This window comes from Bradyrhizobium sp. ISRA436 (genome assembly GCF_029910015.1).
GTDB lineage: Bacteria > Pseudomonadota > Alphaproteobacteria > Rhizobiales > Xanthobacteraceae > Bradyrhizobium.
This window is the reverse complement of sequence record NZ_CP094519.1, coordinates 4211804-4238773: the sequence shown is the minus strand read 5'-3', so window position 1 is coordinate 4238773 and position 26970 is coordinate 4211804. Positions and strand designations below refer to the sequence as shown.

The window sequence follows — 26970 nt, the reverse complement described above, 5'->3', positions numbered from 1 at the left end:
AACTGTCCCCCGGTTTCTTATTATTGGCCGCCCGTTGTGGGCCGGAGATTCTGAAATGAGACGTGTTGTCGTCACGGGGCTGGGCATGGTTACGCCGCTCGGCTGCGGCGTCGACGCAACCTGGACACGCATCCTCGCCGGACAGAGCGGCGCGAAGAAGATCGATACGTTCGACGTGTTCGACCTGCCGAGCCAGATTGCCTGTCCCGTTCCGCGTGGCGATGGGACCGACGGCACCTTCAATCCTGATCAGTGGATGGAGCCGAAGGACCAGCGCAAGGTCGACGACTTCATCATCTTCGCGATGTGCGCGGCCAAGCAGGCGCTCGACGATGCCAACTGGCATCCAACCTCCGAAGAAGACAAGTGCGCGACCGGCACGCTGATCGGCTCCGGCATCGGCGGCCTCTCGGGCATTGCCGATACCGCGATCCTGCTGAAGGAGCGCGGGCCGCGGAAAGTGTCGCCGTTCTTCATTCCCGGCCGCCTCATCAACCTGGCATCGGGCTACGTCTCGATCGAGCACGGCCTCAAGGGGCCGAACCATTCAGTCGTCACCGCATGCTCGACCGGCGCGCATGCGATCGGCGACGGAGCGCGCTTGATCGCGCTCGGCGATGCCGACGTGATGGTGGCAGGCGGTACCGAATCGCCGATCTGCCGCATCGGCATGGCCGGCTTCTGCGCGGCGCGCGCGCTCTCCACCGGCTTCAACGACACGCCGCAGAAGGCCTCGCGCCCCTACGACAAGGATCGCGACGGCTTCGTGATGGGCGAGGGCGCCGGCATCGTGATCCTCGAGGAATACGAGCACGCGAAGAAGCGCGGCGCGAAGATCTACGCCGAGGTGATCGGCTACGGCCTGTCGGGTGATGCCTATCACATCACCTCGCCCTCGCCTGATGGCGATGGCGGCTTCCGCAGCATGAGCGCGGCGCTGAAGCGCGCCGGTCTGGCTCCCGCGGACATCGACTACATCAACGCGCACGGCACCTCGACGCTGGTCGGTGACGAGATCGAGCTCGGCGCGGTCGAGCGTTTGCTCGGCAATGCCGCCTCGAAGGTCTCGATGTCGTCGACCAAGTCGGCGACCGGCCATCTGCTCGGCGCGGCGGGCGCGATCGAGGCGATCTTCGCGATCCTCGCGATTCGCGATAATGTGGTACCGCCAACCATCAATCTCGATAATCCATCGGTTCAAACGGCGATCGACCTTGTGCCTCACACGTCGCGCAAGCGCGACGTCAATGTGGCGTTGTCCAATTCCTTCGGTTTCGGGGGCACCAACGCCTCTGTGATCGTGCGGCGCGTGATCTAATTGTAAGTCTTTAGAACTAGTCCACCGTTTTGCCGTATTCCGCGGTGACTCCTAAGAGCGGGCGTATGCTATTGGCAGGGCAGGGGTTTGTCCGGCCACGATTCAACCGGCAGGATTTGGTTTGCATCGATGAGTGAGAGGCCGCCCATTTCACCGAGGAGTCCGCGTGCTGCGCTGGAGCCTGAGCAGGTTCCGCCGCCGCCGAAGCGCTCGGATCGTGCACGCAATCCGTTCGTGATTGTCGGCAATGCCATCTTCACCATCCTGATCATCCTGATGATCGGGGCCGGAGCGACCTACTACTACGGCAAGCAGACGCTGGAAGCGCCCGGGCCGCTGCAGGAAGACAAGGTCGTCAACATCCCGGCCCGTGCCGGCAAGCGTGACATCGCCGACGTGCTGTCGCGCGAGGGCGTGATCAACGTCAATCCCTGGATCTTCATCGGCAGCGTGTTCGCGCTGAAGGCAAGCTCGGACCTGAAGCCCGGCGAGTACTCGTTCCAGAAGAATGCGAGCCTGCGCGACGTCATCGCCACCATCGTCGAGGGCAAGGTGGTGCAGCACGCCGTCACCATTCCCGAGGGCCTGACCTCGGAGCAGATTGTGGCGCGGCTCTCCGACAACGACATCTTCACCGGCTCGGTGCGCGAGATCCCGCGCGAGGGAACGTTGCTGCCTGAGACCTACAAGTTCCCGCGCGGCACCACGCGCGATCAGGTGATCCAGCGCATGCAGCAGGCGCAGAAGCGCGTGCTCGCCGAGATCTGGGAACGCCGCAATCCGGATACGCCGTTGAAGTCGCCGGAGCAGCTGGTGACGCTGGCGTCGATCGTGGAGAAGGAAACCGGGCGCGCCGACGAGCGCAGCCGCGTGGCCGCGGTCTTCGTCAATCGCCTGCGGCAGAAGATGAAGCTGCAATCCGACCCGACGATCATCTACGGGCTGGTTGGCGGCAAGGGAACGCTGGGACGACCGATCAAGCGCAGCGAGATCACGCAGCCGTCGCCCTACAACACCTATGTGATCGACGGCCTGCCGCCCGGGCCGATCGCCAATCCCGGCCGCGCCTCGCTGGAGGCAACCGCCAATCCCGCGCGCACGCGTGACCTGTTCTTCGTTGCCGACGGCACCGGTGGTCACACCTTCACCGAAACCTACGACCAGCATGCCAAGAACGTCGCCAAGCTGCGCTCGATGGAAAAGCAGATCCAGAACGACACCGTCGAGCCTGCGGATGATCCGCTGCCGCCGGCTGCCGGGGCGCCGGGAGCGGCCGATACCAATCCCACGGCGGCCACGCCGCCGAAGCCCACCAATCGGAGGAAGCCGCGCGGTCGTCAGGGCGCGGCCCAGCAGACCAATTCGCCGCCGGTGGTGCAGCGCTGAGCCCTGCTGTCCCGTGGGTGGAACGTAATTCCACTTTCACGGAATCCGTTTTAAGTTCGCTGGGACTCCGTGCGAGTCTCGTAGGCTCCAGGTGAGCCCCATATCCTTCTGCTGGAGAGTTTCACGCGATGGCGCTGTCGAGCATGACTGGCTTTGCCCGAAGCCATGGCGCAAGCGGTCCCTATACGTTCGAGTGGGAGCTGAAGTCGGTCAACGCCAAGGGCTATGATCTGCGGTTGCGGCTGCCGCCCGGATGGGACGAACTGGAGGCCTTCGCCAAGAAGCGCGCCGCCGAGTTGCTGTCGCGCGGCACGGTCTATGCCAATCTCAGCGTCAAGCGCACCGATGCAGCGCAGACCATCCGCATCAATGAGGAGGTGCTGGAAGCCGTCGTGAAGGTCGCCGGTACGCTCGCGCAGCGGATCGATGCGGTGGCGCCGAGCATCGACGGCCTGCTCGGCATCAAGGGCGTCATCGAGGTGGTCGAGCCCGAGAGGAACGAGGAAGAGGACAAGGCGGCGCGCGACGCAGCGGCCAAAGCCTTCGAGCAGGCGCTCACTAGTCTCGTGGAGATGCGCCGCCGCGAGGGCGATGCGCTCGGCCAGATCCTGATGCAGCGGATGGACGAGATCGAACGGCTGGCCAAGCGTGCCGAGGCCGCGCCGGGCCGCAAGCCCGAGGCGATCAAGGCGCGGCTCGCCGAACAGATCGCGGCGCTGCTGGAGACCTCGGATCGCTTCGACGCCGACCGGCTCAGCCAGGAGGCGATCCTGATCGCCACCAAGGCCGACATCCGCGAGGAGCTCGACCGCATCGCCTCGCATGTCGCCCAGGCGCGCGAGATGATCGGGAAGGGCGGGCCGGTCGGGCGGCGGCTCGACTTCCTCGCGCAGGAGTTCAATCGCGAGGTCAACACCTGTTGCTCGAAGTCGAACGATGTCGAGCTGACAAACACCGGGCTCGAGATGAAGAATGTGGTCGAGCAATTCCGTGAGCAGGTCCAGAATCTGGAGTGAGCGATGACGGCGCAGGGTTTTGATGGCGTGGACCGGCGCGGACTGATGTTCGTGTTGTCATCGCCCTCGGGCGCCGGCAAGACGACGCTGTCGCGCATGCTGCTCGAACGTGAGCCGGGCCTGAAGATGTCTGTGTCGGCCACAACACGTCCAAGGCGCCCGGGTGAAGTCGAGGGCCGCGACTATTTCTTCGTCGACAAGCAGAGGTTTCAAAAGATGGTCGAGCAGGGTGAACTGCTCGAATGGGCGACCGTCTTTGATAATCTCTATGGCACGCCGCGGGCACCGGTCGAGGCGGCGCTATCAGTGGGACAGGACGTTCTGTTCGACATCGACTGGCAGGGCACGCAGCAACTGCATCAGAAGGCCAGCGTCGATGTGGTGCGGGTTTTCATCCTGCCGCCGTCGGCGGCCGATCTCGAGAAGCGGCTGCACACCCGTGCGCAGGATTCGGAAGAAGTCATCCGCGGCCGGATGAACCGTGCCACGCACGAGCTGAGCCACTGGGCGGAATACGACTACATCGTCGTCAACCAGAACGTCGACGACGCCTTCGCCGAGGTGCAGTCGATCCTGAAGGCGGAGCGGCTCAAGCGCGAACGGCGCACGGGCCTCACCGAATTCGTACGCGGCCTGCAGCGCCAGCTCGAGAAATAGCCGCCTCAGTTCGTCGCGCTGCGTGCCAGGCGCTGCAGCATCGCCGTGATCTGCCGGTTCTTCTCCTCGGTCTGGTCGAGATCGCGCGGGGCCTCGCGGCGACGAATCGGCGGCTCGGCCCTGCGCGGCGGCACGTCGGACAACCGAACCGGAGGCTCCAGGCGGATCGGTATGTCCGGTGACCGTTCGGTGCGAATCGAGTCCCATGGCGCGCGCCACTCGTCGCGGATTTCGTAAGGCGGTGTGCGGGTGCGGGTCAGCCGGAACACGAGCGCGCTGACCAGGGCGGCCAGCGCCAGCGCGCAGACCATCACGATCAGCAACATCTGCGTGGAGGATGACGTCTTCTCGGTTGGCGTTTCGACTGCAGCGGGCGCGGCTGGCGGCGCGTCGTTCGCCGACGGCTGCTGCACATCCGCCTGCTCGGGCGCGGGTGGCTGAGGCGAGGCGTGCCGCGTGCCGTTGGATCCGGCCATGCTCGTCGCATCCAGCCACCGCGCCGATGTCTGCGCATTTGCGTCGGGGGGTGTCGCAGGCGCGGGTGCGCCGGTGTCCAGCACCGTGCCGCCTGCCTGACTGGCGTCCCCGGTTGCCGCCGGGGCGGCGGCCTGCGACGCAGCGAACTCGGCATGCGCATCGGCGACCGACGGACGCATCTCCGGCTGCGGCTGCGGTTGAGCCTGCGGCTGAGGTTGAGCCTGCGGCTGTGGTGGTGTGGCGTCTGCACTTGGATCCGGAGCGGGGGCAGGCTGTTGCTGCGCGGCGGCGATCTTGGCGGCCTTGTTCTTGGCCTCACCGATGTACCAGCACTTGGTCTTGGTCGCGCGATCCGTGTGGTAATACCAGTGACTCCCGGCGGGCGCCGGTCCCTTGGGGGCAGACTGGCAGTTGGCTGCCGTCTTGGTGTCCGCCGTGTTGGTCGCATTCTGCGCCACGGCTGTGAAATTTGCGCCGGCCAGGATGCTCGCGACGAGCGCCCAAGCAAATTTTGCTGAACGATTTGACATTGACGTCCCCGGTAATTCTTTTACGCAAACGCTTGCGATCCAATCTCGGTAAAGAGTTGGGTCGCAATGCGCCGCAAATCCGGAGCGGGTAGGGCTTAATTGGGGCTCGCAGCGTCTGACAATTGCGGCGCCGCGGTGGCGGGAGAACTTGGACCGCACGGTCGCTCGCCTGGTTCCGCAGTCGTGCCGACTCGCGGTTCCCGTCGTGCGGCACCCTCGTTCCAACGCGGGTTAGTTGCTCTCAAGCACATCGCTGAACAGCACGTAGCGCTGGCCGTTGAACCGGACGAGACGCATCTGCTTGATCGGCCGCAGGTCGGTCGGCGAGGTCCGCAACCGGATGCCGGGCAGCAGCAGCGGCAACTCCATGTCGAGATGCGAGGCCTGTTTCATGATGTTCTCGCGCGTCAGGTCGTTGCCGCACTGCTTGAGGATTTGCACCACGGCATAGCCGATGTTGTAGCCGTAGGGTGCGTAATAGTCGCTCTTATCGACGTGCGGGTTGTACTTATCCATCCAGACATTCCAGGCCTTCATGGCCGGATCGTCCTTCCATTGCGGATCGGCGGGGTCTTTCTGATAGGCCGCCGAGATCACGCCCTTCGCAGCCTCGAATCCGGCCGGGCGGATCGCGCCTGCGATCGAGGAGCCGACGCTGGAGAGGAATTCCTGCGGGTGCCAGTCGATATCATAGGCCTTGCGGATGGCTTGCGCAGCGAACTTCGGCACCGAGGCAATGAACAGCACATTGGCGCCGGCGGCCCTGAGCGACACGATCTGCGAGTCCACCGTGGGATCGCTGGTGTTATAGGTTTGCTGCGACACGATCATCGTCGCGGCCTTGTCGCCGAGCCCGTGCTTGAAGCCCATCACGTAGTCGCGGCCGAGATCGTCGTTCTGCGCGAGGATGCCGATCTTCGCGTCGGGAAGCGTCGACAGGATATATCTTGCGTAGATCTCGCCCTCGGACGCGTAATGCGGCGTCCAGCTCATCGTCCACGGATAGTGCCCGGGATCGTTGAAGATGGTCGCGCCGGATCCGACGAACAGATGCGGCACCCGCTTCTGATTGATGTATTTGACCACGGCCATGTTGGGTGCGGTGCCGACCGGGTTGACGAGAAACAACACCTCGTCGCTCTCGATCAGGCGGCGGATCTGCTCGACGGTCTTGGGCGGGCTGTAGGCATCGTCAAGGCTGATGAAGTTGATCTTGCGGCCGTTCACGCCGCCCTGATCGTTGATCATCGCAAAATAGGCGGTGATCGAGATGGCACCGGCCGAATAGGCCGACGCCGGGCCGCTATAGGGCGTTGTGGTCCCGATCTTGATCTCGTGGTCGGTGGCGCCGGGCCCGTAATGCGATTGCGCCGTGGCCGGTGTAGCGGCAAGGGCAAGCGCGAGCGCCGCCCATGCCGCGAACGTCGAACGTTTCCTCCACATGTGCGTCCTCCCCAGTTGTCGGGTGAGGCCGGCGGGACTCCGCTAAAGCGCGATCAGGCTTTAGTTCTTCAAGACGATGCGTCCCACGACTTTGCCGGCCCGCAATTCATCGATCCATTTCTGGACGTCGGCCATCGGCTCTTCCTTCATCGGCGTCGGCTTGATCTTGCCCGCGCGGGCGAGCGCCATCAATTCCTGCCCCTCGGCCAGCGTTCCCACCATGAAGCCTTCGATGGTCATGCGCTTGTAGACCCATTGCACCATCGGCAGGCTGAAATTGCCGCCCATCAGGCCGGACACCACGATCTTGCCGCCACGCGCCACTGTCGACACCGCGAAGGCCATCGACTTCTCGTTGCCGGCGAAGTCGACCACGCCGTCGAAGCCGCCGTCGCTCTCCTTCAGCATGCGCTTGACCACGTCCGGCTCCGCCGGGTCGTAGGCGGCGGCTGCGCCGTTCTTCAGCGCGGTCTCGCGTGCAGCGGGGCTGAGATCGGCGACCGTGATCGGCTGCTTGAACATCGCCTGCGCGAACGACAGGCCCATCATGCCGACGCCGCCAAGACCGATCAGCAGCAGATTGCGCTGGCGCGGACGGTCGACCAGGCGCTTCAGCGCGCCATAGGCGGTGACGCCAGAGCACATCAGGGTCGCGGCCTGATTGACCGGCAGCGGATCGTAGTCGAGCAGGTATTTCGCGTCGGGCACCAGGACGTGCGTCGCGAAGCCGCCATCGATGGAGACACCGAGGAAGCGCTGCTTGATGCAGAGGTTCTCGTCGCCGTTCTGGCAGTCGCGGCACTGGCCGCAGCCGATCCAGGGGAAGACGGCCTTCTTCGAGCCGATCAGATCCTGCGACACGTCGGGCCCGACCTCGTCGACGACGCCGGCGATCTCGTGGCCGAGCGTGAAGGGCAGGGTCATGCCGCGGGTGGTGTCGAGCTTCTTGCCGCCGCCGAGATCGGCGTAGCCGTCCTGGATGTGGAGATCGGAATGGCACAGGCCGCAGCGCTCGATGCGCACCAGCACCTCACGTCCCTGCGGCTTGGGCGTCTCCACGATGGTTTCGCACAGCGGTGCATCGAATTTGACGAGGGATTGGCGAACCATACGCGCCATTACGTTTTCTCCTGATGTTCTATTTTGTGGACCGTATATCGGCCAATTCACGTGCCATGGCAACAAAGCCGGTGACCGGAATGGTTTCGGCACGGCGCGTGGCTTCGATCTGGGCGGCCGCAGCGAGCCGCGCCGGATCGACGGACAGCGACTTCAGGCTCTGGCGCAACATCTTGCGGCGCTGGCCGAAAGCGGCCGCCGCCACCTGCTCGAGCATGCGGCGGTCGCACGCTTCTGGGGCCGCGCGCGGAATCAGCCGTACCACCGAGGACGTGACCTTCGGCTGCGGCACGAACGCGGCGGGCGAGATGTCGAACAGGATCTTGGTCTCGGCGCGCCAGTTGGCAAGCACCGCGAGCCGGCCATAGGCCTCCTCGTCCTGATGGGCGACGATGCGCTCGGCGACCTCGCGCTGGAACATCAGCACCATCATGTCGTACCAGGGCGGCCACGGCTCGATCGACAGCCAGTCGACCAGAAGCTGGGTCGCGATGTTGTAGGGCAGATTGGCGACGATCTTGGCCTTGCCGCCATCGAGCAGCGGGCGCGGATCGAACCGTTGCGCGTCGCCATGCACGATCTCGACGCGGCCGGGGTAACGCTTGACGATGTAGTCGAGCGCGGCAAGCGCCCGTTCGTCGCGCTCGATTGCGATCACGCGTTTGGCGCCGAGCGCAAGCAGCGCGCGCGTCAATCCGCCCGGACCGGGCCCGACCTCAATCACAGTGGAGTCCTCCAGCGGACCGGCGGCGCGCGCGATCCGTGCAGTGAGATTGAGGTCGAGCAGGAAATTCTGACCGAGCGATTTGCGCGCCGACAGGGAATGCTCGCGAATGATGTCGCGCAGCGGCGGCAGGTCGTCGATGGCGCTCATCGAGGCGGCGCCGCCGCGGCCATGCGCGCGGCGAGCCGGAGGGCGGCGATCAGGCTCGCCGGATTGGCCTTGCCGGTGCCGGCGATGTCGAATGCGGTGCCGTGATCGGGAGAGGTCCGGATGAACGGCAGTCCCAGCGTGACGTTGACGGCATCCTCGAACGCGATGGTCTTGATCGGGATCAGCGCCTGGTCGTGATACATGCAGATCGCGCAGTCATAGGTCTTGCGCGCGGCCTCGTGGAACATGGTGTCGGCCGGCAGCGGGCCTCGGACGGCGATGCTGTCACGGCGCAGGATCTCGACGGCCGGCGCGACAATCTCGATGTCCTCCCTGCCGAGCGTGCCGTCTTCTCCGGCATGCGGATTGAGGCCCGAGATGGCAAGGCGCGGCGCCGCGATGCCGAACCGCGCCTTCATGTCCGAGACGACGATCTGCGCGGTCGACACGATCAGATCGGTTGAGAGCTGCGCCAGCGCCTCGCGGACCGACAGATGGATCGTCACCGGGACGACGGCGAGGGCCGGCGACCACAGCATCATCACCGGCTGCGGTGCCTGCCCCCCATTGGCCGCAAGCTCGGCGAGAAATTCCGTGTGCCCGGGATGACGGAAGCCGGCGCGATACAGCACGTTCTTGGCGATCGGGTTGGTGACGACGGCGCCGGCCTTGCCGGCGACGACATCGGCGACCGCCTGACGGATCGAGGTCATCGCGGCCTCCGCGCTCGTCTCGTCGGGCTGCCCCGGCCGTGCGGTCGCTGCCTTGCCGATGGCTACGACGGGCAGGGCGCGCGAAAATGCTGCGGATGCTTCCTCGGCGCTGACGTCGGCAAGCTCGACCGTAAGCCCGAGCGCCTTGGCGCGTTCGGCGAGGGAAGCGCGATCGCCGAGCAGATAGAACGGCGGGAGATCGAGCTCGCGGCGCCGCAGCCACGCGGCGAGGGTGATGTCGGGTCCGATGCCTGCAGGCTCGCCGGATGTCAGCGCGAGAGGTGTGGCCATGCGTCAACGATAATCGATCATCGCCTGCCTGGGTACTCGATCATCGCGGCCTTGCGGACTTCCTCCAGATAGGACTTCGACTTCGCTTCGTACTTCTGGGCGTACATCTTCTCGCGGATTTCGCGCTTCTTCGGCGTATCCACAGTGGTGGCCTTCCGGCCGCAGAGCGCGACCATCTCGATGCCCTGCTTGGTGACCTCAGGCGCGGTCAGATGGCCGACCGGTGTCTTGTCCAGGATGTCGCGCAGCGACTGAGGCAGATCTGCCGAGGTCTTTACGACGATTTCGCGGATCGCGGCGTTGCGCATCGACTTGAAGTAGGAGTTGGCCTCCTCGCAACTGGTCACGCGTTCGCGCAGGCTGTCGGCCTCCTTGCGCCGTGCCTCGAACTCGGACTGGGGCGCGCCGCGCGGCACGATCAGGACCACCGGCTGCATCCGGTATTCGAAGGCATCGGCGTCGCCCGACTCGCCAGCCGCTTTGACTGCAGTCGCCACATCCTTCTCGCCGACCTGCAGGCTTTCCTTGAAGCGTCCGCGGACCAGGCTGGTCCAGACCATGTCGGCCCTGATGCGTTGCTTCAGCGTATCAGGCCTGATGCCCTTGTTCTCCAGCACCTTGGTGAGCTGGTCGCCCGACAGCCGCATCCGCTGCGCCATTCCGTTATAGGCCTGATCGATGTCGCTTGTGGAGGGATCGACGCCGTATTTCTTGGCTTCCTTGATCTTCACCTTCTCGTCGATCAGATCGTTGAGAATGGCTTTCCGATCGGGATTCTTGGCGCCGGTCAGCGCGTTCAGCTTGGCGCGCTGCTCGATGTCGAAATTGGTGATGGGGTCGCCGTTGACCATGACGGCAATGGTCTGGGCGTGCAAGCGAGCGCCGCCTCCGAGCAGGATCATAAGGGCCAGCAGGGAACTCAGCAGGAACGAATAGCGACGAGTTGGCAGCCTAGCTGTCGTCATTGTCATGTCAGCCGTTTAAACCCATTCAAGCCGGAGCCGCAGGCCGCGGCCATCCAGTTCCACGCTACTGGACGCCGGCCGAGCTGCTCGTGGTCGAGGATTGAGCAATGGTCCGCAGGCCGATCTGGAACATGAACGCGTGGCTGAGGACGGGCGGCGTGCTGCCAGCTTGATATGTGTAGGACGTGACATAGTTGGCGGCCAGCACGAAGCAGTCGTCCACATAGCCTGCGCCGACCACATACTGGTTGATTTTGTTCGCTTCAAGGTCCCAGCGCGCCGCACCCTGGACCACCCAGTTCGACGCCACCTTGACCGACCCGCCGGCGAGAAGGCCTTCGCGGCGCGTCAGATATCCGAGTTCCGGCTGCGCTGCATAGTTGCCGTACGTCAGGCTGACCGACCAGCGATCGAAGTTCGCGGTACCCTGAGCTTCAAACCGGTTGACGTTCCACGTCGCCTCGTCCATCCGCGAGCGGACGCTGAATGTGTAGGTCCGGTTCGGCGAATAAGCGACGCTTGCGACATAGTCCGATCGCGCGTTCTGCAGGCCGGAGTCGACGCCGGTGTTGGTGACGTCGGCGACCGCGAACGAGTTCAGCCCGAACAGCTGGTAAGACTGGCCGAACATTGCCTTGACGCTGCCGCCGCGATCAAACTGGGTGGTGGCCTGCACGCCGACATTGGCGCGGCTACCGCCCTCAACGCGGTCGTAGCCGGAGAACTTGTCGACAGCGAACAGGTTGCTGGTGTCGAACACCAGGCTCTGGGCGTCCTCGTTCGGGAGCTTGCCGGCATTGGGCTCATTGGGCCGGATGATGACCTGTGCGATCGGCTCGATCGTGGTCGTGCCCCATGGCTGCACGTTGATGAAGGGATAGCGGTACTCGAAGCCGACGGCCGGCATCAGGCGGACCGTCTGGGTGTCGCCGACCGGGAGGAAGTTGGAGACACCCGGCTGATTCGAGATGTCGGCGTTGATCGCATCGCCACGGAGGCTGACGAACGGCGTCCAGATCTGACCGAACGGGTCGGTGTAGGACTTGCGCCACTGCGCCTCGGCGGTGAAGCGGGTGTACGTGCCGGGCATGCCGCGCAGCAGGCACTGCTGCGGTATCACACGCGCTGGATCTGCAGACAGGCACAGGCCGCTGGTGTTGGCGAGCGTCGTGATCGGATCGAACACCGCGCTTTCGCGGGTCAGGTTGGTGAAGTTCATCTTGTAGCTGAACTCACCACCCAGGATCGGGCTGTTGATCACGTTATTGTAGTCGATGACCGGAGCGACGACCGGCACCTTGTCCTGGTTGCCGGAGAAGCTGAGGTAGTAGATCGCCCGTGCGTCGAAGAAGCTGCGGTTGCCGACGCCGGTCAGATAGAGCTGCGAGATCGCCTCGGTCGGCAGCGACAGGAACGACCCGAACGGATCCTTGTACTGGGCCAGCCGGTAGTCCGACATGAAGTAGTAGTCGGACAGCAGCACGCCGTCCCAGCCAAAGGTCCACTTGTCGTTCAGCGCGAACTGACCCTTGGTCTCGACACCGCCGCGGAACTGGCGGTCGCCGGGCTGGCCGGCGAAGGCGCCGGGATCGAGCTGGTCGATGCCGTAGAGGCGGATCTGGTAGGCACCGTTCGACAGGCGCTGGCGGAATTCACCCTGCAGCAGGACGCCTTGTTTCGACGTGAAGCGCGGATTGAAGGTCACGTCGTAGTCGGGCGCGAGCGCGAAGTAGTAGGGGACTTCGACGCCGATGCCGTAGGCCGAATAGGTGGTGAACGCCGGCATCAGGAAGCCGCTCTTGCGTTTCACCGTCGGATCGGGCGTCGAGAAATAGGGCAGATACGCCATCGGAACGCCGAAGAACTCGAGCTGGGCGTTCTCGAAATAGAGCATCTTCTCGGTCTGGTTATGGATGATGCGCGCGCCCTTGACCTGCCAGAGCGGCGGCTTCTTCGGATCGTCCTTACAGGGGGCGCAGGCGGTATAAACGCCGTTCTCGAACACGGTGTAGTTGCCGCTCGAGCGATCGGCGCGGGTCGCCGCCATCCGGGTCTGGTCTTCGGTGTCGACGCGCAGCGAATCGACGAAACCGTCACGGTAGTCGTCGCTCAGATCCATGATGTTTGCGTAGGTAATCTTACCTTCCGCATCGGTCATGCGGATGTTGCCCTCGGCATGAAGACGCTTGGTCTTCTGGTCGTAGATGACCTTGTCGGCCTCGACGCTGGTGCCGTTGTAGAACATCTGCACGTTGCCGACCGCCGACACGCGCTGATTGTTGTAGTCGTAATCGACCTCGTTGGCCTGAACGAGCATCTGCCCGTCATTCTTGGCCGGCGGCCGCGGCGGCTTCGGCGGGCGCGGATTGTAGGTGAAGCTCTGCGCAGCGGCCGGCGTCGGCACGACAACGCCGAGCGCGCCGACCACGACAAACGCGGCGACAAGCGTGGAGAGTGAGACGCCAAGCGCGGCCATGCGGCTGCGAGGACGGCGCAGGGCACTGCGCCGCCGGAACACAGGCGACCTCAACTGGCGGGCGGCGACAACGGCCACTACCCGTCCTCCTGATACAGCAAGGCCAAGAAACCGGTGAGGCCGCCGACAACGACAGGCAGCCACGCCGCAGCGATGGGATGCATCAACTCAGCCTTGCTCAAATCCTCAGTTACTTTCGACAGCACGTAGAGCAGAAAGCCCGCACCCACGCCACTCAAAACCATCTTCTGCACGCCGCCCATCCGGAAGAAGCGGAGGCTCACAGAAGCCGCCAACATCACCATTGCAGCCAGCAAAAATGGCTGTGCGATGAGCTTGTGATACTGCAAGCGATAGCCGGCGGTCGCGAACCCTGAGCTCTCCGACGAACGGATGTAGCTCGGTAGTTGCCAAAAGGACACAGTTTCGGGGGTGGAAAAACTGTTGCGGACCTGGGCCGGGGTGAGCGTCGTGGAGAGGTAGAAGGTGTCCTGGTCCACCGGAGGCTTGTCGAGGGTGTATCTGCGTACCCCTTTGAACACCCAGCGCCCCTCTTCGAGATTCGCTTCGCGCGCCTCGATTCGCTCCTTGAACTGCAACTCGGTATCGAATCGGAACACGGTCAGGCCGGTCAGCCGCACGCCCTGCTGCTCGCTGCGGACGGCATTGATGATCGCCTGACCTTCATTGTTGATCTGATTGAGCCAGAACCCGGATGCATCCTGAATGCCGCCGCCCGGCGCTGAGCCGAACAGCTCGGCCTCCATCCGTTTGGACAGCTCGCGTAGATTCGCTGAGATCGGGTTGTAGGCCGTGGTCGCGACGATCCCGAGCAGGATCGCGCTGGCAAGGGCAGGCGAGATGAATTGCCAGGCCGAGACGCCGGCCGCCCGCGCCACGACCAGCTCGAGCCGGCGCGACAATGCGAGGTAGCAGGTCATCGCGCCGATGAGCACGCAGAACGGCATCAGCTTTTCGAGCAGCTGCGGCACGCGGAACAGCGACGTCTCGGCAACGGTAATCGCTGAGACGTCGACGAGTCCCGACGTCTTGCGCACCATCTCGATATAGTCGACCAGCACAAGCAGCACGAAGATGCTCGCGAACACGCCAACCGCCGAAATCACGAAGCGGCCGGCGAAATAGCGCCCGAGGGTGTTTGTGACCATGCTCATGCGGTCACCGGCCGTCGGAAGAAGCGCGCGATGCGCTCGTTATTCCTGTTGATCGCCTCCATCAGGGCGGCCGGCGGCTCGACGATCACGCCGCCGATGATCATCCAGATACCGAGGCCGATGCCGCCGAACAGCATCAGGTATTGGACGAGCGCAGCCCATGGCGTCTTCACCGTCATGACCGAGCAGGCGAAGCCCACCATGCGCAGGCCGAATACCGCGAGCACCGAGCCGCCGATCGAGAAATTGCGGCTCTGGCGCGTGGTCCGCGGCGCGCCCAGGAACGCGAAGGTGAGCGCGGCGAAGGCGAACGGATAGATCGGCGCCATGAAGCGGTCATGCAGCTCGGCGCGGAATTGGCCGGGGATCTGCTTGTAGACGGGATCGTCCTCGGATGGGGAGATCAATTCCCAGAGGTAACGTTCGCGGATGCCGAGCGTGACGTCGCGGCCCTGGTTGGAGAATTTCGACATGTCGAACGCGTAGCGCTGGAACGCTACCAGCGCCGGATCGCGCTTGCCGACCTCGAATCGCTCCAGGTTGCCGTCCTCCAGCACGAGATACGAACCGTTCTCGTTCTTCAGCACGGTGCCATGGTCGGCGATAATGGTGACGCGCTCCTGCGGATCACGGCGATCGTCGACGAAGATGCCGCCGAGCACGCCGCCCGGCAGACGTTCGCGGATGCGAATCGTGAGATTCTGGTCGAGCTGGGCGAAGCGCCCGGGCTGCAGGATGTTGGTCAGCACGTCGGCGGTGATCTCGGCATCCCATTGCTTGATGCGGCGCATGCCGTCGGGCGCGAGATAAGCACCGATGAAGGCGACCATCGCGGCCACCACGCAGGTGGCATAGAAGAATGGGTAGAACAGCCGGAACGGCGAGAAGCCCGCCGCGTTCATCACGATGATTTCGGAATCGGTCGCGAGCTTGTTCAGCGTGTGCGAGATCGCGATCATCAGCGCGATCGGGGCGATGATCAGGACGAGCGCCGGGATCACCAGCCCGGTGATGCCGAGGAAGGTGAGGATGGTCTGACCCTGGCTCGTCATCAGGTCGATGCCGCGCAACGCCTGCGTAATCCAGATCACGCCGGTGAGGCTGACCAGGACAAGCGCAAACGACGCCAGCGTCGTTTTGAAAATGTACTTGTCGATCGACCCCATATTGCTACCGCACGACCCCCCTGGCGCGCCCAAACGCTCGGCTTTCGACCAATCCCGTCAATCCGGGTTCCCCTATGGTCGAGCCGCGGATCCGTCCGGCTCACTCGCTCACTACCATCCCTTTGATCCGTCAACAAAATGGCCGCGCCAAGGCGCGCTTAATTTATGGTTAATTATTCGCTTTTGTGGCCTTCCGGCCACTCCGGCGCTTGGCAGCGCCGCAGCCGACAGGCCATAGTGTGGCCAACCCGGTCCGGATCAGTTTGGACCGCTCCCGTAACCTGTGTCCCAAGTGCTCAGGGGCCGCCTCACGCGCCCTAAGCAACACCCTGAATTCTGGAGGATTTTCCTATGTCCGACGCCGTCAAGGTCGGCTTTGTCCCATTCTCCGCGCCAGCTCGCGGCATTCTGGTCGCCTTTTGCGACGAGCAGTTGAAGCTGGGGACGGCGACCCGCAAGGCGCTCGGGGCTGCGGCCGAGACGGTGAAGCGCGCTGCTGCCGCCAACCAGTTCAAGGGCAAGAGCGGCGCGGCGCTCGATATTCTGGCACCCGAAGGACTCAAGGCCGAGCGGCTGATCGTGATCGGCGCCGGCAAGCCGTCCGAGCTCAAGGAGAAGGACTTTCTCAAATTCGGTGGTGTCGCGGCCGGCAAGCTCAACGCCGGCAGCCACGCGATGACCGTTCTCGCCGAATTGCCGGAGGAGGCGATGACGGCGGAGCAGGCGGCCGCGATCGCGACCGGCATCCGCCTGCGCGCCTACAAGTTCGACCGCTACAAGACCAAGAAGAAAGACGGCGAGAGCGGCGCCATGCGGGCCGACGTCTCGATCGCCGTCGCCGACGCCGCGGGCACGAAAAAGGCCTTTGCGCCGAGCGCATCGATCGTCGACGGCGTCAACTTCGCGCGTGAGCTCGTCAACGAGCCGCCGAACGTCCTCTATCCCGAAGAGTTCGCGCGCCGCGCCAGCCAGCTGCGCAAGCTCGGCGTCACCGTCGAGGTGCTCGACGTCAAGGCGATGACCAAGCTCGGCATGGGGGCGCTGCTCGGCGTCGCGCAGGGGTCAAATCGCCCCGGCCGCACTGTGGTCATGCGCTGGAATGGCGGCAAGAAGAGCGATGCGCCGGTCGCGTTCGTCGGCAAGGGCGTCTGCTTCGATACAGGCGGCATCTCCATCAAGTCGGCTGGCGGCATGGAGGACATGAAGGGCGACATGGGCGGCGCAGCCTGCGTGGTCGGGCTGATGCATGCGCTCGCGGCGCGCAAGGCGCGCGTCAACGCGGTCGGCGCCATCGGCCTCGTCGAGAACATGCCCGACGGCAACGCGCAGCGCCCCGGCGATATCGTCACCTCGATGTCCGGCCAGACCATCGAGATCATCAACACCGACGCCGAGGGGCGCCTGGTGCTTGCCGACGTGCTCTGGTACGTCGCGAAGAAGTTCAAGCCGAAATTCATGGTCGATCTCGCAACGCTCACTGGCGCGATCATGGTCGCGCTCGGCACCGATCACGCCGGCATGTTCTCCAACAATGACGAGCTTGCCGAGCGGCTGACCAAGGTCGGACTCGAGACCGGCGAGAAGGTCTGGCGCATGCCGCTCGGTCCCGAATACGACAAGCAGATCGACTCGCAGTTTGCCGACATGAAGAACACCGGCGGACGCAACGGCGGCTCGATCACCGCCGCGCAATTCCTGCAGCGCTTCGTCGACGGCACGCCATGGGCCCACCTCGATATCGCGGGCACTGCGATGGGGGCGCCGAAGACGGAGATCAACCAGAGCTGGGGATCGGGCTATGGCGTTCGCCTGCTCGAACGGCTGGTCTCGGAATATTATGAATCGGGGAAGTGAGGCGACCGACCACGCATGACCGAGGTCCTGTTCTACCATCTGCAGAACATGACGCTGGAAAGCGTGTTGCCGTCGCTGCTCGAGAAATCGCTCGATCGCGGCTGGCGCGTGGTCGTGCAATCGACCTCGCCGGAGCGTACCGAGACGCTCGATGCGCATTTGTGGACCTACAGCGACGATTCATTCCTGCCGCACGCGACCTGGCGGGTCGGCGACGCGCAGGACCAGCCGATCATCCTGTCGATCGAGGAGGGCAATCCGAATCGGGCCAATGTCCGCTTCCTGATCGACAATGCCGCGCTGCCGGCCGATTGCGACAGCTACGAGCGGGTGGTCCTCGTGTTCAACGGCGACGATCCCGATGCGGTGGCGGCTGCGCGGGAGAGCTGGACCGCTTGCAAAGCGCGCGGCTTCGAGGTCACTTACTGGCAGGCCGACGAACGGGGGCGTTGGCAGCGGCGCCAATAGCGATTCCAAGCAATTTAACGATAAATCGAGGTTTCTTGCGGCGAGCCATGGTCATGCCGCAAAGTGATGTTCGGACAACCCCTTACGTGAAGGGGCGGGAGCTTTGTCGATCGTGCGGGACGGAACATTCAGTCGGAAATCGCTGCTGGCGCTGCTTATCCTCGCGCCTGGTCTAGCCGGCTGTTCGAGTGCCTCCGACTTGCTGTCGCGCGACGCGAACTGGTTCTCGCGTCCCGGCCGGCTGTTCATTCGCAACATCTCGATCGATGCGCCGCCGCTGACGCCGGACAAGCCGGTCACCAACGACGATCTCGTGAGTGCCGACGGCGGATGTCCGGGGATGGGACCGCCGCCCGGCGCTGCCGACGCCAACGCGCTTGCAAATGGCGCCGCTGCGGCGCCGCCGCCTCAGCAGCCGACAGGTGGCAGCGTTGCGCTCGGCCACACCGAGTGTGACGTCGTGCGCGGCATCGGCGCGCCCGACAGCGTGAACCTCTCAAGCAGTCCGAGCGGCGACCGTGTCGCGGTCGTGACCTGGTTGCGCGGGCCGCGCGCGGGCATCTACACCTTCACGGCAGGGCGGCTGACTTCGGTCGAGCGTGCCCCGGAGCCCGCGCCTGAGCCGAAGGTCGCGAAGCCGAAGAAGAAGCCGAAAAAGCACGCGGCAACCTCGAACGGTTGAGTCACGATATCCGGGCTTCCGTCAAACCGAGCGCTGCGACCCTTCGTCGCGACCTAGAGCAAGACGAGTTTGGGCCGAATCGATTCGCCCCACGGGCTCGCTTCACCTCTCCCAAGGGAGAGTGAAGCTCTGTCGCCGCTCCAGCGCAACCCAATCTCATTGTGCTTTAGCTCGCCGCCTCGTCATGTTCGGCGCTGGCTTCGAGCCATTCTTCCTCGGCGCGTTGTAGTGCGCTCTCGGCGCCGGCGCGGGCCTTGGCGAGCTGTGCCGCCTGCTTGGGATCGCGGGTGAAGATGTCGGGCAGCGCGAGCGCAGTGTCGATCTTGGCGATGATGCCGGTGATGCGCTCGATCTCGGTCTCCGCTTGCGCGATCCGCTGCTTCGGTGGCACGCGCCTTTCGGTCCTGCCGCGGTCAGGCCTTGCGGCCTCCCTGACGCGCTCGCGTGACGTCGGCCGGCCGTTGTTGGCCGCCAGGATCATCTTTCGATATTCGTCGAGATCACCGTCATACGCCGTAACGGTCTGGTTGGCGACGATCCACAATCGGTCGGCACAAGCCTCGATGAGATAGCGGTCGTGCGAGACCATCATGACGGCGCCGGGGAAGTCGTTGATCGCCTCCGCGAGCGCTGCGCGGCTGTCGATGTCGAGGTGGTTGGTCGGTTCGTCCAGGATAATCATGTTCGGGCCGAAGAAGGTCGCGAGCCCAAGCAGCAGCCGTGCCTTTTCACCTCCCGACAGGCTCTTCACCAGCGTGTCTCCGGCCTTGCCGGAAAAGCCGATCGCGCCGACGCGGCCGCGCACCTTGCTCTCGGGCGCATCGGGCATCAGCCTGCGGACGTGGTCATAGGGCGAGGCGTCGAGATTGAGCTCATCGACCTGATGCTGGGCGAAGTAGCCGATCGACAATTTGTCCGCCCGAACGATTTTTCCGGAGAAAGGCGCGAGCTTGCCCGCGAGCAGCTTGACCAGCGTCGACTTGCCGTTGCCGTTGGCGCCGAGCAGCGCAATGCGGTCGTCGGTATCGATACGCAGCGTCACGCGATTGAGGACAGGCTTGCCTGGCTCGTAGCCGACCGAGACGTCATCGACCGCGATGATCGGCGGCGACAACAACTTCTCCGGCACGGGGAAGGAGATCTCGCGCACATCCTGGGTCACGAGTGCCGTGACCGGCTTCATCCGCTCCAGCATCTTGACGCGTGACTGCGCCTGACGCGCCTTGGAGGCCTTGGCCTTGAAGCGGTCGACGAAGGCCTGCAGGCGCTTGCGCTCGTCGGCCTGCCGCTTGGCATGCTTGGCGTCGAGCAATTCGCGGGCGGCGCGCTGTTCCTCGAACGATGAATAGGTGCCCTTGTAGAGCGTCAGCTTGCCGTTATCGAGGTGCAGGATCTGGTCGACCGACGTGTCCAGCAGGTCGCGGTCGTGGCTGATCACGATCACCGTGCGCGGATAGTTGGCGAGGTGGTTCTCGAGCCACAGCGTGCCCTCGAGATCGAGATAGTTGGTCGGCTCGTCGAGCAGCAGCAGATCGGGCGCCGCGAACAGCGTTGCTGCCAGCGCGACGCGCATGCGCCAGCCGCCGGAAAACTCCGCGCAGGGCCGCGCCTGATCGGCGGTCGAGAAGCCGAGGCCGCCGAGAATCGCGGCGGCGCGGGCGGGAGCCGAATGGGCGTCGATATCGACGAGCCGCGTCTGGATCTCGGCGATCCGATGCGGGTCGTGCGCCGTCTCCGACTCGCGCAGCAGCGAGTCGCGCTCGAGATCAGCCTTGAGCACGACGCTGATCAGGCTTTCGGGCCCGTCGGGCGCCTCCTGCGCGAGGCTACCGATCCGCCAGCGCGGCGGAAGCGTGATGCTGCCGCTTTCGGTCGGGATGTCGCCGCGGATGGCGTGGAACAGCGTCGACTTGCCGACGCCGTTACGGCCGACGAATCCAACACGGGCGCCGGGCACAACCTGCACGGAACTGTGATCAATCAACAGCCGTCCGGCGACCCGGATCGAGATGTCGGTAATGGAGAGCATGCAGCGTTGTCACCGGACCCGCTGCCAAACGCAACCCGTCAATCTGTAAAATCTGTCTGGGTGCGCTTTGGAAAACCTATTTAGGGCGTTTTGTCCGCCAGTAACGTCTGTTTTGTCCGCCCACTAACGTCTAATGATGGTCGTTCTCCCGTCGACGCAGCTCATCCATGAGCTGCTGCAAGCGAGACGAAAGTGAAGGCTCGGGACGCATGCTCTGCTGGAGCCGCTCACCTACGGCATCGCAGATGTAGCGGCAGGTCTTGTGATCGATTTGGTCGAGATCGCTGTTGGTCTGAGTCGGCGTCATGGCTTGTCTCGTAGCGAGTTCCACCTCGCAAGGTTCGAGTGATTTCCGTGCCATTACAAGTCGCGACTCGGAATTTTGTTTCCGGTAGTCCAATCCTTCTCGTCTTCACCTTGAGGTAGAGTCGTGGAACGACAGGTTCCCGCGGGCAAGAAAGGCCCCGGCGCAAAAGGCCGGGGCTGAACAAGTCAGGGGGAGGGTAGGTGGAGGTAGGTCAGGTCAATAGCAACGGTTGACCAGGCGCCAGCGGGGGCCCCAGGGGGTCGGCACCACGCGCCGCACATAGCAGCCGCCATAGCCGTACCCGTAATAGGCGGGACCGCCGACGACGACGCGCGGGCCCCACCAACCGCGGTGCCAGCCATGCCATCCTCCGTGCCAGCCATCCCAGGCAGAGGCGGAGGTTGGGGCGAGCGCGGCCGCACCCAGCGAAATCGCGGCAACTGCAGCAAGCGAGAGTTTGCGCAACATGATCGTCTCCTCGAGGTTTGGGCGCGCACGAGGCGCCCGCGGTGACATCGTTTCCCGAGACGTCTTGTTAGGCTTGCGGATAGGCCCAAGGCGTCCGATCGGTGAGGAGCCTAGCGAGGCGGAGCTGAACGACGGCGGCACGGCCGTGACAGATTGGGTTCACCTTTGTGAAATCGTCGTAATTTGGCCGGTGCGAAAGGCCTTGCCGGTGACGGTTGCCGGGCCGGCTTCGGGCACGAGAACGCGTCAAAACTAAAGGCTAACGCGTCACAGGGTCGCTTGCCGTGACTGCATCGCGCCGATATAAGCCCCGGCAACTCCCAACCACCCTTTGCAAGGACGAAATCATGGCGATTGAACGCACCTTTTCGATCATCAAGCCCGACGCCACCGAGCGCAACCTGACCGGTGCGGTCAATGCTGTGATCGAGAAGGCGGGCCTGCGGATCGTGGCGCAGAAGCGCATTCGCATGACCCGCGGCCAGGCCGAGACCTTCTACGCGGTCCACAAGGAGCGCCCGTTCTTCGGCGAGTTGGTCGACTTCATGACCTCCGGCCCGGTGGTGGTCCAGGTGTTGGAAGGCGAGGGCGCCATCCTTAAATATCGCGACGTGATGGGCGCGACCGATCCGTCGAAGGCCGCCGAGGGTACGATCCGCAAGCTCTATGCGAAGTCGATCGGCGAGAATTCGGTGCACGGTTCTGACGCGCCGGAGACCGCGGTGGTCGAGATCGCGCAGTTCTTCGCCGGCAACGAAATCGTCGGCTAACGCCGATCCGAAGACCAGGGCTGCGGTCCGCCGAAGAGACCGGGCCCGATTAAACTAGGGGAGCGGCGAGCGTTCGCCGCCGGGGCGGCCGTGAGGCCGAAAAGGACGCGCTGTGGACTGGCTGTGGCAGATCTTTGATCCCGCGCATCTTGGTGCGTTTTTCACCGAGTTCAAGAACGAGATGGCGACGGCGACCTTCTGGGTCGCGGTCGGCAAGATCATCTGGATCAATGTGCTGCTGTCGGGCGACAACGCGCTCGTGATCGCGCTCGCCTGCCGCGGCCTGGCGCCGCGCCAGCGCCTGTGGGGCATGATCCTCGGCGCCGCGGCCGCGGTGCTCTTGCGCGTCATCTTCACCGGCATCGTCGCCAGCCTGATGGGGCTGCCCTATCTGAAGCTCGTCGGCGGGCTGGCGCTGATCGTGATCGCGGCCAAGCTCCTGGTGCCGGAGCGGCAGGACGAAGACAGCGTGGATGCGGCCTCCCATCTATGGGCGGCGGTGCAGATCGTCGTCGTCGCCGACATCGTGATGAGCCTCGACAATGTGATCGCGGTGGCCGCGGCGGCCAATGGCAGCGTGCCGCTGCTGGTGCTGGGACTTGCGATCAGCGTTCCCCTGATCGTCGCCGGCGCCGCGCTAATCATGGCGCTGCTCAACAAGCTGCCGATCCTGATCTGGGCCGGTGCTGCGCTGCTCGGCTGGATCGCGGGCGAGGTCATCGCGACCGATCCGGCCGTGCATCCGAGACTGGATGCGCTGTTTGCCGGACCGCTCGGCTCCAGGCTCGATTCCTGGCTGGCTTCGGTCGGGATGGCGCCGCAGTTCGCCCATGGCGGCAGCGGCGGCGAGATCCTGCTTGCCGTGCTCGGTATCATCGTGGTGCTGATCGCCGGATCGATCTGGCGCCGGCAGGCGCTGCGGAAGGCCAAGCATTCCGCAGAAGCCGCGTGACGGCGGCGATCGTCTAGATGTGAGCTTAAAGCGCGATGACGATTCAACCCAATCTCATCGCGCTTTAGCGCCTGACGATCGAGCCGGACCGCCCGACCAGTCGCGCCAACTGCCTGAAGCGGCTGCCGACCCGGTCGGCGACCAGATCGACCATCCGGTGCTCGAACACCAGCATCAGCTTGCGCCCCTCGGTCCGGAAATGAGTCGCCGGCAACACGCCCGTCCGCGCCGCCGTGATCAGATGCGCGACACGGAACGCCGCGCCGAGCAGGCGGGCGCGCTCGTTCATGGCCGGTGTCACCAGCTCGCGGATCTGCAGCGGCGGTTCGTTTTCCTCGCTGAGCCCGGCGTAGCGATAGAACACCGAGAGCGCGACGAAGGCGCGTCCCTGATGCGTGATCGAGCCGAAATTGCCGTTCATGATCAGGCTGAGGGTTTCCTCGCCGCGATGATCGGGGTGCACGCGCCAGCCGATGTCGGAGAGCAGGCAGGCGACGTGACGCAGCCGGCGATCCTCCTCCATCTCACGCAACTTCACCACGCGCACCAGGCGGTCGGTCCAGGCGGTCAGCTCCCGGGCGTGACGGGCCGAGCGTGACAGCAATTCGTTGAGGTCCTGCGCGGCGCAGGCGAGGCCGTCCTTGGCGCGCTCGGCCGGCGGCAGCATTTCGTACAGCAGGCCCTCGCGAACGCCGAAGGTCGAGAACACGATGGTCTTCGGCTGCGCGACGCGGATGATGTATTCGAGCACGAGTGCGGCATAGGTCAGCAGCGGCCGGCGTGCGTCGGCGACCGCCTCGATATTGGCCAGCATATTGGTGGCCGCGAGCCGCCGCAGCCGCTGCGCGAAATCGAGCGCGTCGGCCGCCGGAATCGAATAGCCGTGCATCACCTTGAGCGGATAGCCGCTCTGGATGATGTGGATGCGCGCAAGCGCACGCCAAGTGCCGCCGACCGCGTAGAAGGTGCGGCCACGGCCGGCCTTGAGCTGGGCGACGCCGAGCAGCTCGTTCTTGACGATGCGCTCGGCACGCTTGAGCGACTTATGCGAGAGGTCCTGCAGCGCGAGGCTGCCGAGCGGCAGCGTGACGCCGCTGCGCACGCGATTGCCCCTCACGTCGATCAGTTCGAGCGAACCGCCGCCGAGATCGCCCACGATGCCGTTTGCATTGTGCACGCCGGAGACGACACCGAGCGCCGACAGCTTTGCTTCGCGCGGCCCGGACAGAATTTCGATCTTCGCGCCGCAGATGCGTTCGGCCTTGGCGATGAAGTCAGAGCCGTTCTTGGCATCGCGGCAGGCCGCGGTTGCGATCGCGTAGACGCGGCCGACCTGCTGGATCTTGCACAGCGCGCGAAAGCGGCGAAGCGCGGTGAGTGCCTTGTTGACCGCATCGGTCGCGAGCAGGCCGGTGCTCTGCACCTCGCGGCCGAGCCCGCACAGAGCCTTCTCGTTGAAGATGGTGACGAGGCTGCGCGCCATCGCCTCGTAGACCACGAGACGAACGGAGTTCGAACCAATATCGATGACAGCGACGCTGGAAGCGCGCTTCCGCGGTCGCTTCACCGTGAGGCCCCCTTATGACGATGCCTGCTGACGTTCGTTACGACGTGTGAGCCGGCGCGGCGAAGATTCTTTGAGAGACTTACCACGGCCGGACAGACTCGGATTTGTCATGAAGTAGTTGTGCAGATTGAAGGGCTCCTCGCCTTTCGCGGCCTTCATACGCGTTGACGATCCATCCGGCAACAATTGCCAGCTCTGCTCGGTGTCCTTCAGGTTCGCAACCATGATCTGTTCGAGAACCTGCTGATGCACTGTGGGATTTTGCAGCGGACAGAGAACCTCGACGCGACGGTCGAGGTTGCGCGGCATCATGTCTGCGGACGAGATATACACAGCAGCTTTTGTGCTCGGCAGGCCTTGCCCCATGCCGAAGCAGTAGATTCGGCCGTGTTCCAGGAACCGGCCGATCACCGACTTGACGCGGATGTTCTCCGACAATCCGGGCAAGCCGGGGCGCAGGCAGCAGATGCCGCGCACCACAAGCTCGATCGAGACGCCGGCCTGCGAGGCTTCGTACAGCGCGTCGATGATATCGGGATCGACCAGCGCATTCATCTTCATCCAGATCGCGCCGGGCCGTCCGTGACGGACGTGGGCGATCTCGTCGTGGATGTGTTCGATGATGCGCTTGCGCAGCGTCAGCGGCGACACCGCCATCTTCTCGATGTCGCTCGGTTCGGCATAGCCGGTGATGTAGTTGAATACGCGCGCAACGTCGCGGCCGATGATCGGGTCGGAGGTGAAGTAGGAGAGGTCGGTGTAGATGCGCGCGGTGACCGGATGATAGTTGCCGGTGCCGGTGTGCACATAGGTGGTGAGGCTGCCGGCCTCGCGGCGCACCACCATCGACAGCTTGGCGTGCGTCTTCAGCTCGATGAAGCCGTACACGACCTGCACGCCGGCGCGCTCGAGGTCGCGGGCCCAGCGGATGTTGGCTTCCTCGTCGAAGCGCGCCTTCAATTCGATCAACGCCGTCACCGACTTGCCCGCTTCGGCGGCTTCCGCGAGCGCGCGTACGATCGGTGAATTGTTCGAGGTGCGATAGAGCGTCTGCTTGATCGCGACGACGTCGGGATCGCGCGCTGCCTGCTGCAGGAACTGCACGACAACGTCGAACGATTCATAGGGGTGATGGACGATGAGGTCCTTCTGCCGGATGGCTGCGAAGATATCGCCGCCATGATCGCGCACGCGCTCGGGATGGCGCGGGACGTAGGGCGGGAATTCAAGGTCGGGACGATCGAGGCGCGTGAGCTGCGAGAGCTCGTTCATCGCGAGCACGCCGTCGACCAGGAACACCTCGTCGTCGGACGCCGACAATGCGTGCTGCACGAAGCTGCGCAGCTCCTCCGGCATCTTGGCCTCGATCTCGAGCCGGATCACCGATCCGCGCCGGCGCCGCTTCAGCGCGGTCTCGAACACGCGGACCAGGTCTTCGGCCTCTTCCTCGATTTCCAGTTCTGAGTCGCGGATGATCCGGAACGCGCCCTGGCCCTTGACGGTGTAGCCGGGGAACAGACGGCCGATGAACAGGCCGGTGGCTTGTTCCAGCGTGATCAGGCGGGCCGGACCACCCTCCTTACTGGAGGGGAAGCGGATGAAGCGGTCGATCTTGCCCGGCATGCGGATCAGCGCGTTCATCGGCTTGCCGTCGGAGATCCGCGACAGTTGCAGGGCGACGGTGAAACCGAGATTCGGAATGAACGGGAACGGATGCGCCGGATCGATCGCCAATGGTGTCAGCAGCGGGAAGATGTTGTGGAGGAAGTGATCCTCGATCCAGGCCCGCTCGGACTTGGTGACGTCGCGCCCGTCGACGAGCTGGATGCCGACCTCGGACAGGATGGTGCGGAGGTCGCGCCAGATCGCCTGCTGGTCGGAGGCGAGCTGCGACACGTTCTTGTTGATCACAACGAGCTGCTCGGACGGGGTGAGGCCGTCAGGGCTGCGCTCCGGGATGCCTTCACGGACCTGCGCCTTGATGCCGGCGACGCGGACCATGAAGAACTCGTCAAGGTTATTGGCCGAAATCGACAGGAATCGAACCCGCTCCAGCACGGGATGACCTGTGTTGACCGACTCCTCAAGCACCCGGCGATTGAAATGCAGCCAGGAGAGCTCGCGATTGATGAATCGCTCGGGGCTGGTCGCAATCGCGGGGAGTGCGGCAACATCCGGCTCTTTGTCTTTGATTTCAATAGCTTGCGACGAGTCCATTAAATGTCGATCCAATCCGAGGCATCGGCCCTGAGCGGTCTAGCCGAGAG

23 protein-coding genes are annotated in these 26970 nt (G+C 64.4%); 9 read left to right on the top strand and 14 right to left on the bottom strand.

What is annotated here, in order from left to right; translation table 11 throughout:
* Window positions 1-55 precede the first annotated feature (55 nt).
* The 4 genes from fabF (at window position 56) to gmk (ending at window position 4377) form a co-directional block, all read left to right on the top strand.
* A complete protein-coding gene (fabF, locus tag MTX23_RS20100) occupies window positions 56-1318 on the top strand; it encodes a beta-ketoacyl-ACP synthase II (RefSeq protein WP_280971944.1) in 1263 nt (420 codons plus the stop codon).
* A 129-nt stretch (window positions 1319-1447) separates the two neighbouring features.
* Window positions 1448-2704 (top strand): endolytic transglycosylase MltG, encoded by a 1257-nt coding sequence (gene mltG / locus MTX23_RS20095; RefSeq protein ID WP_280971943.1) that lies wholly within the window; start codon window positions 1448-1450, stop codon window positions 2702-2704.
* Window positions 2705-2832: 128 nt separating this feature from the next.
* On the top strand, window positions 2833-3720 hold the full coding sequence (locus MTX23_RS20090; RefSeq protein WP_280971942.1) for a YicC/YloC family endoribonuclease: 888 nt from the start codon (window positions 2833-2835) through the stop codon (window positions 3718-3720).
* A 3-nt stretch (window positions 3721-3723) separates the two neighbouring features.
* Entirely contained in the window at window positions 3724-4377 is a 654-nt protein-coding gene (gene gmk, locus MTX23_RS20085) for a guanylate kinase (RefSeq protein ID WP_280971941.1), read from the top strand.
* 5 nt (window positions 4378-4382) lie between these two features.
* On the opposite strand, the gene MTX23_RS20080 is transcribed toward gmk, so the two are convergent.
* From MTX23_RS20080 to lptF, 9 genes are all read right to left on the bottom strand, one after another.
* Complete coding sequence (locus MTX23_RS20080) at window positions 4383-5312, bottom strand: hypothetical protein (protein WP_280971940.1); 930 nt, start codon at window positions 5310-5312, stop codon at window positions 4383-4385.
* A gap of 303 nt (window positions 5313-5615) precedes the next feature.
* Complete coding sequence (locus MTX23_RS20075) at window positions 5616-6827, bottom strand: ABC transporter substrate-binding protein (protein WP_280971939.1); 1212 nt, start codon at window positions 6825-6827, stop codon at window positions 5616-5618.
* Between the two features lie 60 nt (window positions 6828-6887).
* Window positions 6888-7946 (bottom strand): alcohol dehydrogenase, encoded by a 1059-nt coding sequence (locus MTX23_RS20070; RefSeq protein WP_280971938.1) that lies wholly within the window; start codon window positions 7944-7946, stop codon window positions 6888-6890.
* Between the two features lie 19 nt (window positions 7947-7965).
* A complete protein-coding gene (gene rsmA / locus MTX23_RS20065; RefSeq protein ID WP_280971937.1) occupies window positions 7966-8820 on the bottom strand; it encodes a 16S rRNA (adenine(1518)-N(6)/adenine(1519)-N(6))-dimethyltransferase RsmA in 855 nt (284 codons plus the stop codon).
* On the bottom strand, window positions 8817-9824 hold the full coding sequence (pdxA, locus tag MTX23_RS20060) for a 4-hydroxythreonine-4-phosphate dehydrogenase PdxA (RefSeq protein ID WP_280971936.1): 1008 nt from the start codon (window positions 9822-9824) through the stop codon (window positions 8817-8819). The genes rsmA and pdxA overlap by 4 nt, the downstream gene beginning before the upstream one ends.
* Window positions 9825-9841: 17 nt before the next feature.
* Window positions 9842-10789: a SurA N-terminal domain-containing protein gene (locus tag MTX23_RS20055; protein ID WP_280971935.1), complete on the bottom strand. Its 948-nt coding sequence runs from the start codon at window positions 10787-10789 to the stop codon at window positions 9842-9844.
* Between the two features lie 64 nt (window positions 10790-10853).
* Window positions 10854-13265, bottom strand: coding sequence for an LPS-assembly protein LptD (locus MTX23_RS20050; protein WP_280978125.1), 2412 nt, complete (start codon window positions 13263-13265; stop codon window positions 10854-10856).
* A gap of 77 nt (window positions 13266-13342) precedes the next feature.
* Window positions 13343-14440: an LPS export ABC transporter permease LptG gene (gene lptG, locus MTX23_RS20045; protein WP_280971934.1), complete on the bottom strand. Its 1098-nt coding sequence runs from the start codon at window positions 14438-14440 to the stop codon at window positions 13343-13345.
* Window positions 14437-15606 carry an LPS export ABC transporter permease LptF gene (gene lptF / locus MTX23_RS20040; RefSeq protein ID WP_280971933.1) on the bottom strand — a complete coding sequence of 390 codons (1170 nt, stop codon included), beginning with the start codon at window positions 15604-15606 and terminating at the stop codon, window positions 14437-14439. The genes lptG and lptF overlap by 4 nt, the downstream gene beginning before the upstream one ends.
* Before the next feature lie 351 nt (window positions 15607-15957).
* On the opposite strand from lptF, the gene MTX23_RS20035 reads away from it, so the two are divergent.
* The 3 genes from MTX23_RS20035 (at window position 15958) to MTX23_RS20025 (ending at window position 18610) form a co-directional block, all read left to right on the top strand.
* Entirely contained in the window at window positions 15958-17460 is a 1503-nt protein-coding gene (locus MTX23_RS20035; protein ID WP_280971932.1) for a leucyl aminopeptidase, read from the top strand.
* A gap of 15 nt (window positions 17461-17475) precedes the next feature.
* Window positions 17476-17928, top strand: a complete 453-nt coding sequence (locus tag MTX23_RS20030; RefSeq protein ID WP_280971931.1) for a DNA polymerase III subunit chi — start codon at window positions 17476-17478, stop codon at window positions 17926-17928.
* Between the two features lie 157 nt (window positions 17929-18085).
* The gene (locus tag MTX23_RS20025; protein WP_280978124.1) at window positions 18086-18610 is read left to right on the top strand and encodes a hypothetical protein; all 525 of its coding nucleotides are present in this window, start codon (window positions 18086-18088) and stop codon (window positions 18608-18610) included.
* 166 nt (window positions 18611-18776) lie between these two features.
* Here the strand turns inward: MTX23_RS20025 and MTX23_RS20020 are convergent, their stop codons facing one another.
* From MTX23_RS20020 to MTX23_RS20010, 3 genes are all read right to left on the bottom strand, one after another.
* Window positions 18777-20639 (bottom strand): ABC-F family ATP-binding cassette domain-containing protein, encoded by a 1863-nt coding sequence (locus MTX23_RS20020; RefSeq protein WP_280971930.1) that lies wholly within the window; start codon window positions 20637-20639, stop codon window positions 18777-18779.
* 130 nt (window positions 20640-20769) lie between these two features.
* Window positions 20770-20946: a hypothetical protein gene (locus MTX23_RS20015; RefSeq protein ID WP_280971929.1), complete on the bottom strand. Its 177-nt coding sequence runs from the start codon at window positions 20944-20946 to the stop codon at window positions 20770-20772.
* Between the two features lie 216 nt (window positions 20947-21162).
* Window positions 21163-21414, bottom strand: a complete 252-nt coding sequence (locus tag MTX23_RS20010) for a sulfur globule protein precursor (RefSeq protein WP_280971928.1) — start codon at window positions 21412-21414, stop codon at window positions 21163-21165.
* Between the two features lie 347 nt (window positions 21415-21761).
* Between MTX23_RS20010 and ndk the strand changes: the two genes are divergently transcribed.
* Together ndk and MTX23_RS20000 are read left to right on the top strand one after the other, a co-directional pair.
* Window positions 21762-22184 carry a nucleoside-diphosphate kinase gene (ndk, locus tag MTX23_RS20005; RefSeq protein WP_280971927.1) on the top strand — a complete coding sequence of 141 codons (423 nt, stop codon included), beginning with the start codon at window positions 21762-21764 and terminating at the stop codon, window positions 22182-22184.
* Window positions 22185-22296: 112 nt separating this feature from the next.
* On the top strand, window positions 22297-23136 hold the full coding sequence (locus MTX23_RS20000) for a TerC family protein (RefSeq protein ID WP_280971926.1): 840 nt from the start codon (window positions 22297-22299) through the stop codon (window positions 23134-23136).
* Between the two features lie 64 nt (window positions 23137-23200).
* Here MTX23_RS20000 and ppx read toward each other — a convergent pair whose 3' ends face one another.
* Window positions 23201-24703, bottom strand: coding sequence for an exopolyphosphatase (ppx, locus tag MTX23_RS19995; RefSeq protein WP_280971925.1), 1503 nt, complete (start codon window positions 24701-24703; stop codon window positions 23201-23203).
* 12 nt (window positions 24704-24715) lie between these two features.
* Window positions 24716-26920, bottom strand: a complete 2205-nt coding sequence (locus tag MTX23_RS19990; RefSeq protein WP_280971924.1) for an RNA degradosome polyphosphate kinase — start codon at window positions 26918-26920, stop codon at window positions 24716-24718.
* Window positions 26921-26970: the final 50 nt, after the last annotated feature.

Excerpts from the sequence above, each read along its gene's own strand:
- fabF (WP_280971944.1), top strand. The coding sequence starts at position 56 with ATGAGACGTGTTGTCGTCACGGGGCTGGGCATGGTTACGCCGCTCGGC.
- mltG (WP_280971943.1), top strand. The coding sequence starts at position 1,448 with ATGAGTGAGAGGCCGCCCATTTCACCGAGGAGTCCGCGTGCTGCGCTG.
- MTX23_RS20090 (WP_280971942.1), top strand. The coding sequence starts at position 2,833 with ATGGCGCTGTCGAGCATGACTGGCTTTGCCCGAAGCCATGGCGCAAGC.
- gmk (WP_280971941.1), top strand. The coding sequence starts at position 3,724 with ATGACGGCGCAGGGTTTTGATGGCGTGGACCGGCGCGGACTGATGTTC.
- MTX23_RS20075 (WP_280971939.1), bottom strand. The coding sequence starts at position 6,827 with ATGTGGAGGAAACGTTCGACGTTCGCGGCATGGGCGGCGCTCGCGCTT.
- MTX23_RS20070 (WP_280971938.1), bottom strand. The coding sequence starts at position 7,946 with ATGGCGCGTATGGTTCGCCAATCCCTCGTCAAATTCGATGCACCGCTG.
- rsmA (WP_280971937.1), bottom strand. The coding sequence starts at position 8,820 with ATGAGCGCCATCGACGACCTGCCGCCGCTGCGCGACATCATTCGCGAG.
- pdxA (WP_280971936.1), bottom strand. The coding sequence starts at position 9,824 with ATGGCCACACCTCTCGCGCTGACATCCGGCGAGCCTGCAGGCATCGGA.
- MTX23_RS20055 (WP_280971935.1), bottom strand. The coding sequence starts at position 10,789 with ATGACGACAGCTAGGCTGCCAACTCGTCGCTATTCGTTCCTGCTGAGT.
- MTX23_RS20050 (WP_280978125.1), bottom strand. The coding sequence starts at position 13,265 with ATGGCCGCGCTTGGCGTCTCACTCTCCACGCTTGTCGCCGCGTTTGTC.
- lptG (WP_280971934.1), bottom strand. The coding sequence starts at position 14,440 with ATGAGCATGGTCACAAACACCCTCGGGCGCTATTTCGCCGGCCGCTTC.
- lptF (WP_280971933.1), bottom strand. The coding sequence starts at position 15,606 with ATGGGGTCGATCGACAAGTACATTTTCAAAACGACGCTGGCGTCGTTT.
- MTX23_RS20035 (WP_280971932.1), top strand. The coding sequence starts at position 15,958 with ATGTCCGACGCCGTCAAGGTCGGCTTTGTCCCATTCTCCGCGCCAGCT.
- MTX23_RS20030 (WP_280971931.1), top strand. The coding sequence starts at position 17,476 with ATGACCGAGGTCCTGTTCTACCATCTGCAGAACATGACGCTGGAAAGC.
- MTX23_RS20020 (WP_280971930.1), bottom strand. The coding sequence starts at position 20,639 with ATGCTCTCCATTACCGACATCTCGATCCGGGTCGCCGGACGGCTGTTG.
- MTX23_RS20015 (WP_280971929.1), bottom strand. The coding sequence starts at position 20,946 with ATGACGCCGACTCAGACCAACAGCGATCTCGACCAAATCGATCACAAG.
- MTX23_RS20010 (WP_280971928.1), bottom strand. The coding sequence starts at position 21,414 with ATGTTGCGCAAACTCTCGCTTGCTGCAGTTGCCGCGATTTCGCTGGGT.
- ndk (WP_280971927.1), top strand. The coding sequence starts at position 21,762 with ATGGCGATTGAACGCACCTTTTCGATCATCAAGCCCGACGCCACCGAG.
- MTX23_RS19990 (WP_280971924.1), bottom strand. The coding sequence starts at position 26,920 with ATGGACTCGTCGCAAGCTATTGAAATCAAAGACAAAGAGCCGGATGTT.